Below are 17,169 nucleotides of genomic sequence, written 5' to 3'. Positions count from 1 at the left end.
GGCNGCTCCGTCGGCGCCAGGCTTCTGTTCCTGCCGCCCTATTCGCCCGACCTCAATCCCATCGAGCAGGTCTTTGCCAAACTCAAGACGCTGCTGCGCAAGGCCAACACCCGATCGGTCGAGACGACATGGCAGCAGATCGGCTCGCTTCTCGACGCCTTCCCACCCCACGAATGCGCCAACTATCTCCGCAACAGCGGCTACGCTTCAACTTAGATGGATCGCACTCTAATGCCCGGACCGCCGCCGATCACGCCAACCGGCCAGTTCGGCGAAACATTTGGCCCACCATCATGACCAGCGACGGTGCGGCACCAGCAAATCGCCCACACGATGCGACCGCGTCTTTGGAGAGCGGTCGCATCGCGACGGGCAGACGTCGTCACCTAGGCAGGGGAACCGGCAAGCGTCGTCGCACCGACCACCGTCGGATGCAGGTGCTCCGTCATCTTTGCCGATGGCTTGGAGATGAAGCGCTTCAGCTTGAGGAAATGCTTCTCGACACCGTGCCACGAGAAGGCCGCGAACAGGCAGGTGAGCACCGTCACGACCGCCACCAATACCCAATAAGGCAAGGCGTCAGTTCCCATCGAGGCCACAACCGCCTGCGACACCGGAAAGCTATAGAGATAGATTCCGTAGGAGTAGTCGCCGGTCTTCAATATCTTGAATTGTGGGAGTTCCGCCAGTCCGATCGCTGCCGTGGCATAGGTCAGGAAGAACGGTGTGATGAAGGTCGCGTTCGTCAACCGCAGCAAAAAATAGCTGACGATGAGGCTGACCGCCAACCCGACGTAGGAAAACGGAATCCTGTCGCGCCAGAGGAAGAACAGCACGCCGCAGGTAAAGTAATAGATCAGCACGCGCCCGCTGAAGATCTCCAGCTTGGCGCTATAGCCATAGGCCATGTTGGCAACGATCAGCGCCGCGGTCGCGACCGTGAACAGCGTCGTGAAGGCGATCCGGTTGCGCAGCACGCCGAGAATGATGAAGGCGGACATGACCAGGTAGCATTCGAGCTCGAAGGGCAGCGTCCAGAGATTGGCGTTGACGACATGGTCGGGATTGTTCTGGAAAACGCCCGGCAGATGGAATTGCACGACGCCGACGATGTTCCAGAAATAGGCGGCAAACTGTGGATGCGAGAAATAGGACGGCAGCGGCAGATTCGTGAACACCGCGCCCAGCACGATGGCGGAGAGGAACACCTCCACGAACAACGCCGGGACGATCCGCAGCACGCGCAACCCGAGGAACGGCAGCAATTTGCGTGTGCGCAGCGCACTGCCGGCAACGAGGAAGCCGCTTAGGGCGAAGAACATCGGCACCAGCGCGCGAATGAACGGGCCGGAAATCCCGGCAAGTCCACCGGTCGGGCGGGCGAGAGCTGGAGGCATGAGCGTCGGCGCCCGCGCGGCAACATCCGCGGTCGCGGCGTGAACGCTCGCATCGGTGCCGAAAAGAAGTGACGTCAACCACGCCGTCGTACCGCTGTGGCCGACGATCGAGGACAGATGGCTCACCAGGATGAGCAGCGCCAGCCCGAGCCTGAGAAGATCGAAGCCTTTGCCGGCACCACGGTTCTTGTCGAGTATCGTACCGAAAGTCTGAAAGCTGTTCAGAGCCCGCATTGCTGCCCCCGCAGTGTGGCGAATCATGGGAGCGGGTCGTAGCGAGATGCGCCGACAGCGCAATGTGGGCGATTGTTTCCGGCGTCAGGGAATGAGACTCACCTTGCGCCCGCGATGTTCCGATGCTGCGCGTGATCGATCCGGCAGCATCGAAACATCGCTCCGCGGCAAAGGTGAGCGACGCTTCGGCGCGCAGCATCAGCACCCGCGCACTGGCCGATCCCTATGAGCTACGCTGCCACTTGTCGGTCTTGACCGTGGCTCTTGGGTCGATCGAGGTCGTGGCCGGTCACCCCGATCAGCAGTGCGGCGAGTGGAGCAACAACAACGACATCATGAGCCGACAAAACCATTCCGTCGGGTTGCAAGTAATGACCAGATTATCTCTGCGACATTCTATCGCATATTTTTCATTTTGCTTTCACGTCATCCAGCAGGCCAACCCTTTTGTTTTCATAACGCTGTCATCAAGCAGACCTAGCGCGCCACTTGTTGATTCTCACGGGGGCATAATCGATGAAGCGCACGGGTTTGTTGGCAACGACGATCATGCTGTCGATGGCGGCGACACTCTCTGCCTGTCACGACGACCGCGACAAGGGCCAGGTCGCATCGGCGCCGACACCGACGCCCAGCCCTTCCCCCACGCCGCTCGCCGCGACGCGGACGATCGTGTTCGTCTGGGACGGCCTGCGCCCGGACGACGTCAACGCCAACGACACACCCAATCTGTACGCGCTGCAACAGTCCGGCGTGCAGTTCACCGACCACCACTCCACCTATCCGACCTTCACGATGATGAACGGCGCCAGTTTCGCAACCGGGTCGTTCCCGGCGACCACCGGCTTCTACGGCAATACCTTCTGGACCCCGCCGCAGGGCAGCGGCAACGCGGTTCCGGCCGGCAATGGCGCCTCCGGCGCGGCGGCGGATTATGTCGATCCGGTCTTTACCGAGGATTATGCGATCCTCGACACGCTCAACGGGTATTACGGCAATCAATTGCTTTTGGTGAAGAGCCTGTTCGCCACCGCGCAGGCGGCGGGGATCACCACCGCCACGATCGGCAAGACCGGCGCGGCCTATATTCAGGATCTGGGCCAGAACAGCCTCTTCGTCGACGAGAACACGGTACGCCCGCGCAGTCTCGTCACCGAACTGCAGGCCGCCGGTATCGCAGTCCCGGCGAACACGACCAAAACCTATGCGGATGGAGACGTGACGCTTACCGCCGCCAACGGCAACCCGACGGGCCGCGCCGGCTATGCGACGTTCAACACCACCGCCTTCGATCCGGACGGCAAGTTGACCGTCACGGCGCGCGACTCCTCCGACGCCAGTGGCGCACCTGAGGATGCCGCCAACAAATATATGATGTCGGTCTTCACCAGCTACATCCTGCCCAAAAAGAAGCCGATGCTCTCGCTCGTCTGGTTCCGCACCCCCGACAATGTCGAGCACGGCTACGGCCCCGGCACCGCGAACGTGAAAGCCGGACTGCGTTCGCAGGATACGCGGCTGGGCGAGTTGCTCGCCGCGCTGAAGGCGCAAGGGCTGGATGGCTCGACCAACGTCGTCATCGTCTCCGACCATGGCCATTCCACCGTGTCGGGGCCGACCAGCCTCTATCCGCTGCGAGCGATCAATGCGGCGGGCGGCGGCGCGCCGGCGACGCTGGGTGGCCTCAGCGGCACCGGCTATTCCTTCTCCGGCGACGTGCGCACCGCGGATCTGCTGACCTATCGTGGCATCGCCGCCTTCGACGGCAGCGGCTGCACCACCAGCGCGATGTACGGGCTGCGCGCCGATGGCACACCGACGGTGCCGCTGCGCAGCGACACCACGGGCGCGCTGTGCGGAACGGCGAACGCCAAATATCAGGCGATCAGCGCCACGCTCGCCAAACCGGTCGCGAGCTTCAAGGTCCCCGCTCCCGGCGCGCTGCCCGCCAACGGTGTGGTCGTCGCGGCAAACGGCGGCTCGGACTACATCTACGTGCCCAGCCACGACAAGGCGCTGGTCCAGCAGATCGTCGCGATCCTGCAACGCCGCGAGGAATATGGCGCGATCTTCGTCGACAGCCGCTACGACAGCATCCCCGGCACCTTGCCGCTGAAGGACATCAATCTCGAAAACAGTGTTCGCCGCGACAAGGGCCAGCCCGACATCGTCGTGTCATTCAACTGGGACGAGAATACCGTCGTGCAGGGCAAGCCCGGCATCGAATTCGAGAGTGCGGGTGGCCAGCGCGGGATGCACGGCAGCTTTGGCATCACCGACGTGCACAATACGCTGATCGCCGCTGGCCCCAGCTTCCGCAGGGGTCTGATCGTCAACGGGCCCAGCGGCAATGTCGATGTCGCACCGACCGTTGCCTGGCTGCTCGGCCTGTCGATGCCGCAAGCCGACGGCCGCGTGCTGAACGAGGCCCTGGTCAGCCCGCGCAGCACCGCGACTGCGACGGTTTGGCCACATGTCCTGAACCCCACCAGCACCGCGACCGGGCTGACGTTTGAAACGCCGCTCGACCCGACGGGCGCGACCAAGGACACGACGCGTTCCGGCGGCAGCTATACCATCCAGCTCGTCGTCAAGGACGTGAAGATCGATGACCGGACCTATCGTTACTTCGATTATGCCCGTGCGATCCGCCAGTAAGCGGCGGGCGATCCTGATGTCGTCGATGGTGGTGGCGGCACTGCCCACCACCATCGACGCGGCGGCACGCGCAGGCGCCGGGCCACGCTTCGAACAGGCGTTCGCGACCGCTGGCGCACCCGCGCACTTCCATGCGCGCCTCGCCTATCGCGCGCCCGATGGCGTCCACCACGTCGAAGTATGGCGCGACGGCGCAACGCGGGTCCGCCGCGACACCGACGGACGACTGATCTCGATCGCGACCCGCCGCCGTGCGCGCGACACCGACTTCCGGCTGGACCTGTTCGACCGGTCCCGCCGCCTTCACACAATCGTCGACCGCACCAGCCTGTACCGGGTGGGCCGCTTTACCGACTGGAATGATCTCGCGTTCGGGATTCGCCCCCCCGCGGACCGTTACAGTGTGGTGGCGGTGCCACAAGGCAGCGACGCGCCCGCGGCGTGCCGCTGGTACGCGCTCGAGACGGAGGGTCACCGGACGCTGATCTGCTGGAGCCGTGAACAAGCGTTTCCGATGCTGATGCGCGATAGCCGCGGACGGGAGATCTGGCGCGTCACCGCCTTCGATAACGCTGCGCCCGCCGCCGCCCTGTTCCGGCCGGACGAGAAAGGCTATATCGTCAACAACGCCGCGCGCGATATCGCCGGCGACTGAGCCGCACTTTTGTCGCCCCCTCGCGATTGACAGCGCGGCGAAGCCCGTGCGAGCAATAATACCAGAACATTACAAATTGCTCTTCAGGGAAGACCAATTCGTGCCGTGATCGCCCGGCCACCATCCCGTCGGCGCGTGAGGCCGCACGCACGACAGGGAGGGAAAGACTTGGGCGATCTTGATCCGCGGCGCCGTGTGGCGCGCGCCATGCCGCTCCGGCGTGGAATGGCACTGCTCGCAGCAGTGCTGTGGGCGACGCCGGCGGCGGCCCAGACTGCCACGGATGCGCAGGCAGCGCTCGCACGGCTCGGTATTCCGGCACCGCGTGTGTTGGTGACGCTCAAATCCGGGCCCAGTGCACGATACCGGGTGCAGATTGCGCACGACCGGGTCGCCGTCACCGCTTCGTCGCCGGTCGCGGCAGTGCGCGGCGTCACTGCGGCGCTCACCGCGCAGGGTCGTTTCCATGCATCATGGGAGGGCAACCGGGTGGGTTCGCTGACCGGGCTCGCCACCCGGGATAGCGGCTGGGTAACGTCACCGTTTGCTTTTCGCGCATATCTGAACACCTGCACCTATGGCTATACCACGCCGTGGTGGGACTGGGCGCGTTGGGAACGCGAGATCGACCTGATGGCGGTGCATGGCGTCGACATGCCGCTCGCGATGGAGGGTCAGGAGCACGTCTGGCGCGCCCTTTGGCGCGAACAGGGGCTGAGCGGGACGCAGGTCGATCAGCTTTTTGCGGGCGCGCCGTTCCTCCCGTGGGAGCGGATGGGCAATATGGCGGGCTATCGTGCGCCTTTGTCGCGCCACTGGATCGAGAAAAAGCGTGTCCTGCAAAAGCGTATCCTCGCCCGGATGCGCGCGCTGGGCATGACGCCGATCTTGCCCGCTTTTGCCGGCTACGTCCCCGAGGCGTTCGCCAAGGCGCATCCCGACGCCCGCATCTACCGGATGCGCGAATGGGAGGGCTTTCCGGGGACGTACTGGCTCGATCCGTCCGATCCCCTCTTCGCGAAACTCGCGGCGCGGTTTCTGAAACTCTACACGGCGGAATATGGCGCCGGCCGTTATTATCTCGCCGACGCGTTCAACGAGATGGTGCCGCCGATCGCCGACGACGGCAGCGACACCGCGCATGCCAGCTACGGCGACAGCACCGCCAATACCGCCGCTACCCGCGCCGCCGCGCTGCCGCGCGCGGTGCGCGACGCGCGGCTCGCCGCCTATGGCAAGCGGCTCTACGCCTCGATCGCAGCGGCGCAGCCGGGCGCAACCTGGGTAATGCAAGGCTGGCTGTTCGGCGCCGACAAGGAGTTCTGGACGCGCGACGCGATCGCCGCCTTCCTGCGTGACGTTCCCGACCAGCGGATGCTGATCCTCGACATCGGCAACGATCGCTATCCGGGGATCTGGAAGCAGACCAACGGCTTCGACGGCAAGGACTGGATCTACGGCTACGTCCACAATTACGGCGGCAGCAACCCCGTCTATGGCGCGCCCGACTTCTACCGCCGCGACCTTGCCGCGTTGCTGGCCGATCCGGCGCGTGGGCGGGTGCGCGGTTTCGGAATGTTCCCGGAGGGGTTGCACAACAACAGCCTCGCCTATGACTATGCGTTCGACGCGGCGTGGCCCTCGGGCGACATGACGCTGGTGCCGTGGCTCGCGCGCTACACCCGCGCGCGCTACGGCTGGAGCGACGCTGCGATGGTGGCGGCGTGGCAGGACGTCGCCGCCGGCGTCTATGACGTGCGCTACTGGACGCCGCGCTGGTGGAACCAGCGGGCGGGCGCCTATCTGTTCTTCAAGCGCCCGGCGGCAGATGCGCCGACCTTCCCCGCCACGCCGGGTGACCGCGCGAAGGCGCGCGCCGGGATCGACGCGTTGCTGAAAGTGGCGGCGCAGCATCGCGACAGTGCGCTGTTCCGCTACGATCTGGTCGATCTCGTCCGCCACGAGGCGACCCTGACGCTCGACGACCGTCTCAAGGCCGCCGTGGCGGCGTACCAGCACGGCGACGTTGCGGCGGGCGACCGGGAAACTGCGCGCATTACCGCGATGGCGCAGGCGATCGACGGCCTGATCGGCGGACAGCAGGAGACGCTCGCCAGCTGGATCGACGATGCGCGCGCTTATGGCGACACGCCGGCCGATCGCCGTCGCTTCGAGGAGGATGCCAAGGCGCAGGTGACGATCTGGGGCGGCGCAGGGCATCTCGGCGATTATGCGTCCAAGGCGTGGGCGGGACTGTACGCCGACTTCTATCTGCCGCGCTGGACGATGTATCTTGGCGAAGCGCGCGCCGCCGCACTTGCCCGTCGGCCGGTCGACGAGGCAGCCTTCCTCAAGCGGCTGCACGCATGGGAGGGGCGCTGGGTCGGGGACGGCCGCGCCTACCGCGCCGCCGCGCCCGCCGATGCGGTCGGGGCGGCGCGCGCATTGATGGCGCAGGTGGCGCGGCCATGACAGTCGCGCCGCGTCCGGAGCGCTTCGCTTCGCTCGACATGTTCCGCGGCGCCACGATCTTTCTGATGATCGTCGTCAACACCGCGGGCGCGGGGCAGCCATTCACACAGCTCGTTCATGCGCCGTGGATCGGCTTCACGCTCGCCGATCTCGTCTATCCGTCGTTCCTGTTCGCGGTAGGCAATGCGATGAGCTTCGCGCTGACCCGGCCGATGACCGACGGCGTGTTCCTGCGACGGATCTTCAAACGTGCCGCACTGATCTTCCTGCTCGGGTTCATGATGTACTGGTATCCGTTCGTCACCCATGCGGCGGACGGCAGCTGGGCGATCAAGCCGTTCGCCGACACTCGCGTGACCGGCGTGCTGCAACGGATCGCACTCTGCTACCTGCTCGCCGGGCTGCTCGCCCGATACCTGTCGCCGCGCTGGCTGCTCGTCGCCGCCGTCGCGCTGGTCTTGGCGCAGTGGGCGATCCTTGCCGGGTTTAGCCCGGCGGGTGAAGCGTTCGGGCGCTATCGCAATGCCGGAACGTTGCTCGACCTGCGGCTGATCGGTCCCGAGCATCTGTATCGCAAGGATCGCGGCTTCGATCCGGAGGGATTGCTCGGTACCTTGCCTGCGACCGCCAATGTCGTCGCGGGCTATCTCGCGGGGGTAGTGATCCAGCGCTGGGGCAAGCACACCGCAACGGTGGGGCGGATGGTGCTGATCGGCGCGGGACTGGTGATCGGCGCGTTGTTGCTCACACCGGTGCTGCCGATCGCCAAGAAATTGTGGACCGGGTCGTTCGTGCTGCTGACGGTCGGGCTCGACATGATCCTAATCGGCGCGGTGATCGGCGTTGTCGAGGTGAAAGGCGTCCGCGTCGGGCGCGACTTCCTTCAGATGCTTGGGCGCAATCCGCTGGCGATCTACCTGTTTTCCGAACTGCTCGTCGTCACGATCGAGCTGATCCATGTCCGGCCGGGCGTAGGCCTGTACCGCTGGATCGGCGAGACGTGGTTTCAGGCGCTTGCGCCGGGGCCGCTCGGCTCGTTGCTGTGCGCGCTCGCCTATACGTTGCTGTGCTGCTGGTTCGGCCGCGCGCTCGACCGCCGCGGCATCATCCTGAAGGTGTGAGAGATGAAGGGACAACGCCCGCCCCGGTCGAAAACCGGGACGGGCGTCAGATAAGCACAACGCCGTGCGTCAGAGCTTGATCGAACCTTCAAGTCCGATGGTGCGCGGCGGGTTGAAGTTCGCGTAATCGCCGAGCGTCTTGGCGTTGGCGGCCGAACGGCGATAGATGTGCGTTTCGTCGAACAGGTTGCGGGTCCACAACGAGATCGTCACCTTCGTTCCCGCAGCGTTGAGCGGCAGATCGGCCAGCGCCAGCCGACCATTGACGATGAAGCTCTTGTCGGTCTTCGTCGCCTCGTTCTGGAAGCTGTACATTGCATCCGAATAGTTGCCGTCGAGATGGAAGCGCGCCTTCGCCTCGCCGATCGCGACCGGCAGCTCGTAATCCAGCGATGCCGATGCGGCGTTGCGGGGTGTGAAGACCACGAACACCTTGGTCAGGGCATTGTTCAGGAACGGGTTCGCCGTCGCCGGCACGTCGGTATAGGTGTAGGCATACGACCCGGTGAGCGTCAGCCCGTCGACCGGGTTGACGGTAAGATCGGCTTCCACGCCGCGGATCTTCGACTTGCCCGGCGCATTGCGCGTTTCCTCGGTGTGGAGGTTGAACGTCGGGCTGGTCGTCACGGTATCGACATTGTCGAAGTCGATCTGCGTGCCGGTGCGATCCATAATGTAGCCGGCGAGGTTCAGCCGGACGTGGCGGTCGAACAGATCCATTTTCGACCCGACCTCATACGACTTCACCACTTCCGGACCGAAGGACGCGAAGGTCTGCGACCGATCGTTGGCGCCGCCGGCGCGATAGCCGGTCGCGTATTTGGCATAGAGGTGCACCGTGTCGCTGGCGTCGACCGCGGCGGTCACCATCGGATCGAAGCGGCTGCGATCGAACAGGAACTTGAAGTTGGCCTTGTTATTCACGACCGTGAACAACGTACCGTCGCGCTTGTCCTTGGTGTAGCGCCCGCCGACCGTCAGGTGAAAGATGTCGAACGCTTCCGGCGTGAACGTCGCTTGTGCGAACGCGGCGTAGCTGTGCGCGGTCGCCTTGCTGGCGCGTTGCAGGAAGCGTGAGCCGACCGCCCAGCCCTGGTTATCGCTGGTGATCGTGCCGCTCACGAGCGGCGGCAGGATCGTGTAGGCGGTGCCGTCGGCGTTCCACTGGTTGGTGCTCGGCGTCGCGGCCGACTCTTCGGCATGTTCCTGAAAGTAGTACAGGCCGGCGGCGTAATCGAGCTGTGGGATGCTGCCGACCGCCTGGAATTCCTGGCTGAACTGGCGCTGGGTCATCCACGACAGGCTGTAGCGGCTGAACTTGCCGTTCGGCGCGAAGACCGTGCGATGCGCGCCGCCCGAATTGTCCCACTGATCGGTGTCGACACCGCGCCACGCGGTGATCGAGCGCAGCTCGATCGACGGCGCGACCTCCCACTTGACCGTCGACGACACGCCGTGCGTGCGATCGGTGCTGAGCTGCTGCGGCACGCCGATGTCGGCGCGGGTCATGCGGCGGTCGCCCGCGACGACGACCAGGGACGGAAGCGGCGCAATTGTACCCGATGGCGCCTTGCCCTTGTTCGCGGCGAGCTGCGCCAGCGTCGCGACCGGGTATTTATTCGGATTATAATTGACCAGCTGGCTGTAGAACGGCGTGTTCTCGTCCTTTGCCTGATCATAGGCGACGGTCACTGACAAGCCCGGTGCCGGCTTCCACAGCGCGGTGGCGCGACCGCCCACGCGGTTGTAATAGTTCCAGCCATAGCTGCCCGGCAGCGGGTTGCTGACGGTTGCGTCCTGATGCTGGGCCACACCGTCGAACTTCAGCAAAATGTTCGCGAACTCAGGCATGTTGACGTGGAATTGGCCGGTGTACGCGCCATAATTGCCATAGCCTGCGGTCAGCGTACCGCCGAACTGGCCGGTCGGCGCCGCAGTGACGATCGACAGCGCGCCACCTTCGGTGTTGCGGCCGAACAGCGTACCCTGTGGTCCGCGGAGGACCTCGATCCGTGCCACGTCGAACAGCGCGGCGTTCAGCCCCTGCGAGCGGCCGAGATACACGCCGTCGACATACACGCCAACGCCGGTGTCGCGGGCAGTCTGGTTCTGATCGAACGGCACAATGCCGCGGATGCCGATCGTGAGCGCGGACTGACGCGCCTCGAAGGTCGCAACGCGCAGCGACGGGATCGCGCCATCGCCGAGATCGAGCAGGCTCTGGATGTGGCGATCCTTGATGATGACCGGATCGATCACCGAAATGGCGATCGGCGTCTTCTGCAGGTTGGTCTCGCGCCGCGTCGCGGTGACGACGACCTCGGTGATCCCTTGCGGCTCAGCGGCGTCGGGGGCGCTGGCCGCAGGATCGGCGATTGCGGCGGCGGCCGGCGTTTCGGCCTGCGCGGCGAGCGGCAGGGCCAGCGCAGCGATCCCGGTGAGCAGACGCACGCGCATCCGCGAACTATTCGACATGTTGATGATCCCCTTCCGGCCGATTGGCCTGACGAGGCGCGTCTAGGTTGATTCGGCTGCAACCTTGTGACGCATTGATGACAAGCAAATCCGTTTGGATTTCACGATAGCTTCATCTTGGAATTCAGGACGGTCGATTTACTCGCATGACGAAGCAGCCCGAGGTTCAACGATAGAACCCGGACAGCCTCGATTCGATATTTGTTGTTAAGTGTTTATTCCGGCGGCGCGATCCGCCCACCCACCGCTGCGAACAGCGCTACCGTGTCGGTCAGCCGTGCCGCACGCGCCTGCACAAGCTGCGCGCGTGCCTGTGCGTCGGCCGCGCTGGCGTTAAGCAGCGCGAGCGTGTCAATGTCGCCGAGCGCCAGCCGGCGCCGTGCGAAGGTCAGCGCCTGGTTCGACGCGTTCGCCGCGCGGGTCGCGGCGTCGAGCGCGACGCCATCGGTCGACAAACCGGTCAACGCGTCCGACACATCACCGAAGGCGGTCAGGACCGCGGTGCGATACCCCGCTTTGGCGCCGTCCAGCGCCGCTTCCGCCGCGCGTTGCTGATGCCGCAGCTGTCCGGCGTGGAACAACGGCTGGGTGATTCCGCCGATGAGCGTCCAGAACGGATTGCCATCCTTGAACATATCCCCGAAACGTTGCGCCGAGCCGCCGGCGTTGGCGCTGAGCGTGATCGATGGCAGGCGCGCGGCGATGGCGGTCTGCACGTCGGCCCCCGCCCCTTCCAGTTGCGCGCGCGCGGCCTGCACGTCGGGGCGCTGTGCGACGAGGTCGGACGGCAGCACCGCGGGCAATTGTGTCGGCAGTGAAAGCTGGGCGAGCGTCGGCAGATCGGGCAACGGATCACCCGCAGCGCGGCCGAGAAGCGCCGCGATCACAACGCGTTGATGCGCCTCCTGGCGGACCAGCGCGGGAAGTGCGCCCTCGGCGGCGGCGAGGGCGGTTTGTTGTGTGACCACGTCTGCCGCGCCGACGGCGCCGAGGCGTTGGCGGAGTTGCAGGCGATTCAGGATGTCGCGGTTCACCGTTACGGCCGTGCGCGCCGCGTCGAGCTGGTCGGCGAGCGCCGCGCGCTGGATCACCGCCTGCACCAAGTTACTGACAACAGAGGTTCTTGCCGCGTCGAGGCGGCTGCGCTGGACGGCGGCGGCGGCGCGGGCGGAGCGGAGGCGGGCGCGGGTGCCGCCGAAGGCGTCGAGCGTGTAGCTGACGTTCACCTGCGCGGTGTGGAGCGTGTAGAGTTGCTGGTTCTGGTTGGCGATCACCGGCGAGATCGAGTCAGAAACCCGTGCCCGTTCCGCCTGATAGCTGGCGTCGGCCTGCGGCAGCAACGCCCCGCCCGCCGCGCGCGCCTGCTCCGCGGCCTGCCGAAGCGAGGCATCGGCGGTGGCGATGTCGTTGTTGTGGCGGAGCGCTTCGGTGACCAGAACATCGAGCTGGGGACTGGCAAATGCCGTCCACCATCCCGCCCGGGACACAGATGACCCCGAAAATACCTGCCCCGGTGCGCTTTCCGGGGTGATCGGCGCCGGCGTGGTTGCAGGCGGTAGCGCAATATGCGGGTCCAGATCACGCGGCGCGACGGAACACGCCGCCATCGCGGTGCAGCCGAGCAGCAGAGCGAGCGTGCGGGTCATGCGGTCACCTCCGATCCGCCGTTATGGTGGCCGACGTCGCGGCCATGCGCGCCGCGATCGGCGGGGGCGACGCGTTTCGAGAAGCGGTCGATCAGCACCGGCAGGATCAGCAGGATCAGCACCGGCGCGAGCGTCATGCCGCCGACCACGACCAGCGCGAGCGGCTTCTGCACCTGGCTGCCGATCCCGTGCGACATCGCGGCGGGGAGCAGGCCGATCGCGGCGACCAGACAGGTCATCACCACCGGGCGCAGCGAGTGGCGCACCGTCGTCGCGATCGCCCCCGCGCGGTCGACGCCCTCGTCGATCGCATTGTTGAAAGTGGTGACGACAAGGATGCCGTCCATCACCGCGATCCCGAACAGGGCGACGAAGCCGATCGCCGCCGAGATGCTGAACGCGGTGCCGGTCAGCGCCAGCGCCAGCACCCCGCCGACCACCGCCAGCGGGATCGCGGCGAAGGCGAGCAGGCTGTCGCGGATCGAGCCGAAATTGGCGTAGAGCAGCAACAGCATCAGCAGCAGGCTGATCGGCACGACGATCTCCAGCCGCGCGATGGCATTGTTGAGATTGTCCAGCTCGCCCGCCCATTCGAGATGATAGCCGGCGGGCAGATGCACCTCGCGCTGGATCCGCGCGCGTGCTTCGTCGACCGCACCGCCCAGATCACGCCCGCGCACCGAGAATTTGATCGGGATGTAGCGTTCCTGATGCTCGCGATAGATGAACGACGCGCCCGAGGTCAGGCGGACGTTGGCGACTTCGGACAGCGGCACCTGGATCGTCTGCGCACTGCCGTCGAGCGCGGGCGCGCCGATCGTGATCCGGCGCAGCGCCTCCAGCGAGTCGCGCTGTTCGGACTTCAGCCGCACGACGATCGGGAAGTGGCGGTCGGTGCCGGCCTCGTACAGATCGGCCGAGCTGCTGCCGCCGATCGCCGCCGCGACGACACCGTTCACGTCATCGGGGGTGAGCCCGTAGCGCGCCGCGCGGGCGCGATCGACGTCGATGCGGACGGTCGGCTGACCGAGCGACTGGAAGACGCCGAGATCCTCGATCCCGCGTACCTTGCCCATCTGCTCCTTGATCTGGTTGGCGTATTTTTCCAGCGTCGGCAGATCGGGGCCGAACAGCTTGATCGAGTTCGCGCCCTTCACCCCCGAGGCGGCTTCCTCGACATTATCCTCGATGATCTGCGAGAAGGAGAAATCGACGCCGGGATATTTGGCGCTGAGCCGCTTCGACAGTTCGTCGATCAGCTTTTCCTTCGTCATGCCCGTCGGCCATTCGTCGGCGGGCTTGAGCGGCACGAAGAATTCGGCGTTGAAGAAGCCGGTGGCGTCGGTGCCGTCATCCGGGCGGCCATGCGCGGACAGCACTGCGGTCGCTTCGGGATATTCCGCGATGATCCGGCGGATACCGTTGACGGTCGGCTCGCCCGCCTCGAGGCTGATCGACGCCGGCAACGTGGCCCGGATGTACATATTGCCTTCCTCGAGATGCGGAAGGAACTCGATCCCGAGCGAGCGTACCCCGACCATCGCGACCAGCAGCAGCAACACGCCGCCGCCGAGCGCGAGGACGCGATTGCCGAGCGCGAACGCGGCGGTCGGCTCGTAGACGCGGCGCAGGCGACCGACGATGAACGTCTCCACCTCCGACAATTTGTCCGGCAGCAGCAGGGTCGCGAGCACCGGCGCGACCGTGAAGGTCGCGAGCAGCCCGCCGGTGATCGCATAGGCATAGGTCTTGGCCATCGGGCCGAAGATGTGCCCCTCGACCCCGGTGAGCGTGAACAAGGGCAGGAAGCTGGCGATGATGATCGCGGCGGCGAAGAAGATGCCGCGGCTGACCTCGCTCGACGCGCCGAGCACCGCCGAGAAGCGATTGGCGAGCGAATAGTGCCCCTTGCCCGATTCGACGTTCGCCGATCGCTCGACCATGTGGCGGAAGATATTCTCGACCATGATGACGCAGGCATCGACCACCAGCCCGAAATCGAGGGCGCCGACCGACAACAGGTTGGCGCTCTCGCCCTGCAACACGAGGATCAGGATCGCGAAGGCCAGCGCGAACGGGATCGTCGCCGCGACGATGATCGAGCTGCGCAAATTGCCGAGGAACAGCCACTGCAGCGCGAAGATCAGCAGGATGCCGACGACCATGTTTTCGAGCACGGTGTGGATCGTCAGCTTGATGAGGTCCGAGCGGTCGTAGATGCGCTCCAGCCGGACGCCGGGGGGCAACACACCCGAATCGTTGATCTCGGCGACCTCCTTCTGGACGCGTTCGATCGTCGGCATCGACTGCGCACCGCGCTGCATCAGCACGATGCCCTGCACGATGTCGTCCTGATCGTTATAGCCGGCGATGCCGAGCCGCGGCGTGTTGCCGATCGTGACCTTGGCCACGTCCTTCACCAGCACCGGCTGGCCGCCGGCGGTGCCGACCAGCACGTTTTCGATGCCCGCCGGCGTCTGGATCAGCCCGACGCCACGAACGATCGCGGCCTGCGCGCCGAAGTTGATCGTCTGGCCGCCGACATTGCCGTCGCTCTTGGCGATCGCCTGCAACACCTGGTTGACGGTGACGCCGTGCGCCGAGAGGCGGTCGTTGTCGATCACCACGTCATAGGCGCGCAGCTTGCCGCCCCAGCCGGTGACATCGATCACGCCGGGAATGCGCTTGAAGCGGCGTTGCAGCACCCAGTCCTGCAACGTCTTGAGATCCATGACCGAATAGCCTTTGGGAGCGGCGATCCGGTAGCGATAGATCTCACCGACCGGGCTGGTCGGCGACAGCGTCGGCTGCGCCCCGCCGGTCAGCGGCGGCAGCTGCGACAGGCGGTTGATGACCTGCTGCCGCGCCTGTTCGTTGGTGTAATCGTAGCTGAACTGGATCTTGATGTCCGACAGGCCGAACAGGCTGATCGCGCGGATCGCGGTCAGATGCGGGATGCCCGCCATCTGCACCTCGATCGGGATCGTTACGTTGCGCTCCATCTCCTCGGCGGACAGACCCTGCGTCTGGGTGATGACCTCGACCATCGGCGGGACGGGATCGGGATAGGCCTCGATATTCAGATTGGCGAAGCCGATCACCCCCGCCGCCAGCATGGCGACGAAGATGCCGACGATCAGCAGCCGCTGGCGCAGCGCGAAAGCGACAATGCGGTTCACTCGCCGAGCCCCGCTTCGTTGACGAACAGCGCGCCGGCGGTGACGATCCGCTCACCGGGGTTGAGCCCCTTCACGATCGCGACCTGCCCGTCCTGGCTGTCGCCGGTGACGACGTCGCGCGAGGCGAGCACGCCGTGCGGCCGGACCACCCAGACGCGCGCCTGCTCGCCCTCATGGATCACCGCAGCGGCGGGGACGCGCATCTCGGCGCTGGCGCTGGCGCGGCGGATCGCGAAGCTGGCGAACATCTGCGGCTTGAGCGCGCCGCCGGGATTGGCGATCGCGGCGCGGACCGGCAGACGGTGCGTGACCGGATCGAGCGCCGCGCCGACCAGATCGATCCGCGCGCTGAACGTGCGGCCAGGCAGCGCCGGGGTGGTAACGGTGGCGGCATCGCCGACATGGATCGACTCGGCATCGCCTTCCGCGACCTGCGCGACCAGCCAGACGCGCGACGGATCGGTGATCGTCATCACCGGCTTGTCGCCGCCCTGCCCGACATATTGCCCGGCGGACACGTCGCGCGACGCGATCAGCCCGCTGATCGGCGCGTGGAGCGTCGTGACGTCATGGATGCCCGACACCTCGCTGACATTTTCCAGCCGGCGGATCTCGGCGGGCGTCTTGCCGAGCACCGCGAGCTTGTCACGCGCCGCGCCGAGCGAGGCGGCGGCGGTGCGCGCGCTGGCTTGCGCGGCGGCGAGATCGGCCTGCGTCTGCTGGTAATCCTTCAGCGCACCGCCGGCAGTTTCGTAGATCTGCTTCTGGCGATCCGCCGCGCGCTGCGCCGCGACGAGCTGCGCCTGCGCGTTCTGATAGCCGGCGCGGGCCGCGAACAGCCCGCTGCGTGCCTCGACGAAATCGCCGGTGCGCACCAGCATCAGCGGCTGGCCCTGCACGACGCGCTCGCCGGCCTCGACCAGCACCTTCACGACCTGACCCGCATAGGGCATCAGCACCGGGGTGCTGCGGTCGCCATCGACGGTGATCGCGCCGCTCGCCAGCAATTGCTCGGCCGATCCGCCCTCGCCGACACGCAGCGTCTGCAGCCCCGCAAGCTGCGTCGGGGTCGGGCGGAACGTGCCCGGCGGCGGCGGCGCGGGAGGCGCCTCTTCCTTATGGGTCCATTTGCCAATCAGCGTGACCAGCAGCACGATCCCGACCAGCGCGGCGGCGGCGATCGCCAGCCAGCGCCACTGTGCCGGGCGCGACAGGCGGTTCGCGGGGGGAAGCGGAACGGATTCGTCGGCTGCGTGCATGATCGACTCTGCGTACGGTGAACCGTAAGGCGCCTAGCGATGCCGGCTTACATGTTTCTTACTATTGCTGCGC

10 protein-coding genes are annotated in these 17,169 nt (G+C 66.0%); 5 read left to right on the top strand and 5 right to left on the bottom strand.

What is annotated here, in order from left to right:
- Nucleotides 1-4 precede the first annotated feature (4 nt).
- Nucleotides 5-216, top strand: a 212-nt coding sequence (locus BACI71_RS15410; RefSeq protein WP_236553007.1) for a transposase, incomplete at its 5' end; no start/stop codon positions are given.
- A 170-nt stretch (nucleotides 217-386) separates the two neighbouring features.
- On the opposite strand, the gene BACI71_RS15405 is transcribed toward BACI71_RS15410, so the two are convergent.
- The gene (locus BACI71_RS15405; protein WP_159760095.1) at nucleotides 387-1,658 is read right to left on the bottom strand and encodes an acyltransferase family protein; all 1,272 of its coding nucleotides are present in this window, start codon (nucleotides 1,656-1,658) and stop codon (nucleotides 387-389) included.
- Between the two features lie 489 nt (nucleotides 1,659-2,147).
- Between BACI71_RS15405 and BACI71_RS15400 the strand changes: the two genes are divergently transcribed.
- The 4 genes from BACI71_RS15400 to BACI71_RS15385 all read left to right on the top strand — a co-directional run bounded on the left by BACI71_RS15400 (nucleotide 2,148) and on the right by BACI71_RS15385 (nucleotide 8,537).
- Nucleotides 2,148-4,289, top strand: coding sequence for a nucleotide pyrophosphatase/phosphodiesterase family protein (locus BACI71_RS15400; RefSeq protein WP_159760093.1), 2,142 nt, complete (start codon nucleotides 2,148-2,150; stop codon nucleotides 4,287-4,289).
- A complete protein-coding gene (locus tag BACI71_RS15395; protein WP_236553006.1) occupies nucleotides 4,273-4,944 on the top strand; it encodes a hypothetical protein in 672 nt (223 codons plus the stop codon). The genes BACI71_RS15400 and BACI71_RS15395 overlap by 17 nt, the downstream gene beginning before the upstream one ends.
- A gap of 207 nt (nucleotides 4,945-5,151) precedes the next feature.
- Complete coding sequence (locus BACI71_RS15390) at nucleotides 5,152-7,416, top strand: alpha-N-acetylglucosaminidase (RefSeq protein WP_159760089.1); 2,265 nt, start codon at nucleotides 5,152-5,154, stop codon at nucleotides 7,414-7,416.
- Nucleotides 7,413-8,537, top strand: coding sequence for an acyltransferase family protein (locus tag BACI71_RS15385; protein ID WP_159760087.1), 1,125 nt, complete (start codon nucleotides 7,413-7,415; stop codon nucleotides 8,535-8,537). The genes BACI71_RS15390 and BACI71_RS15385 overlap by 4 nt, the downstream gene beginning before the upstream one ends.
- Before the next feature lie 69 nt (nucleotides 8,538-8,606).
- Here BACI71_RS15385 and BACI71_RS15380 read toward each other — a convergent pair whose 3' ends face one another.
- The 4 genes from BACI71_RS15380 to BACI71_RS15365 all read right to left on the bottom strand — a co-directional run bounded on the left by BACI71_RS15380 (nucleotide 8,607) and on the right by BACI71_RS15365 (nucleotide 17,096).
- On the bottom strand, nucleotides 8,607-11,012 hold the full coding sequence (locus BACI71_RS15380; protein ID WP_159760085.1) for a TonB-dependent receptor: 2,406 nt from the start codon (nucleotides 11,010-11,012) through the stop codon (nucleotides 8,607-8,609).
- Between the two features lie 215 nt (nucleotides 11,013-11,227).
- On the bottom strand, nucleotides 11,228-12,658 hold the full coding sequence (locus BACI71_RS15375) for an efflux transporter outer membrane subunit (RefSeq protein ID WP_159760083.1): 1,431 nt from the start codon (nucleotides 12,656-12,658) through the stop codon (nucleotides 11,228-11,230).
- Nucleotides 12,655-15,837 (bottom strand): efflux RND transporter permease subunit, encoded by a 3,183-nt coding sequence (locus BACI71_RS15370; protein WP_159760081.1) that lies wholly within the window; start codon nucleotides 15,835-15,837, stop codon nucleotides 12,655-12,657. Before BACI71_RS15370 ends, BACI71_RS15375 begins: the two co-directional genes overlap by 4 nt.
- Nucleotides 15,834-17,096: an efflux RND transporter periplasmic adaptor subunit gene (locus BACI71_RS15365; protein WP_159760079.1), complete on the bottom strand. Its 1,263-nt coding sequence runs from the start codon at nucleotides 17,094-17,096 to the stop codon at nucleotides 15,834-15,836. Before BACI71_RS15365 ends, BACI71_RS15370 begins: the two co-directional genes overlap by 4 nt.
- Nucleotides 17,097-17,169 lie beyond the last annotated feature (73 nt).

The sequence above is a fragment of the Sphingomonas sp. 8AM genome (genome assembly GCF_902506455.1).
In the GTDB taxonomy this organism is placed as follows: Bacteria; Pseudomonadota; Alphaproteobacteria; order Sphingomonadales; family Sphingomonadaceae; genus Sphingomonas.
This window is presented reverse-complemented; position numbering and strand designations above follow the sequence as displayed.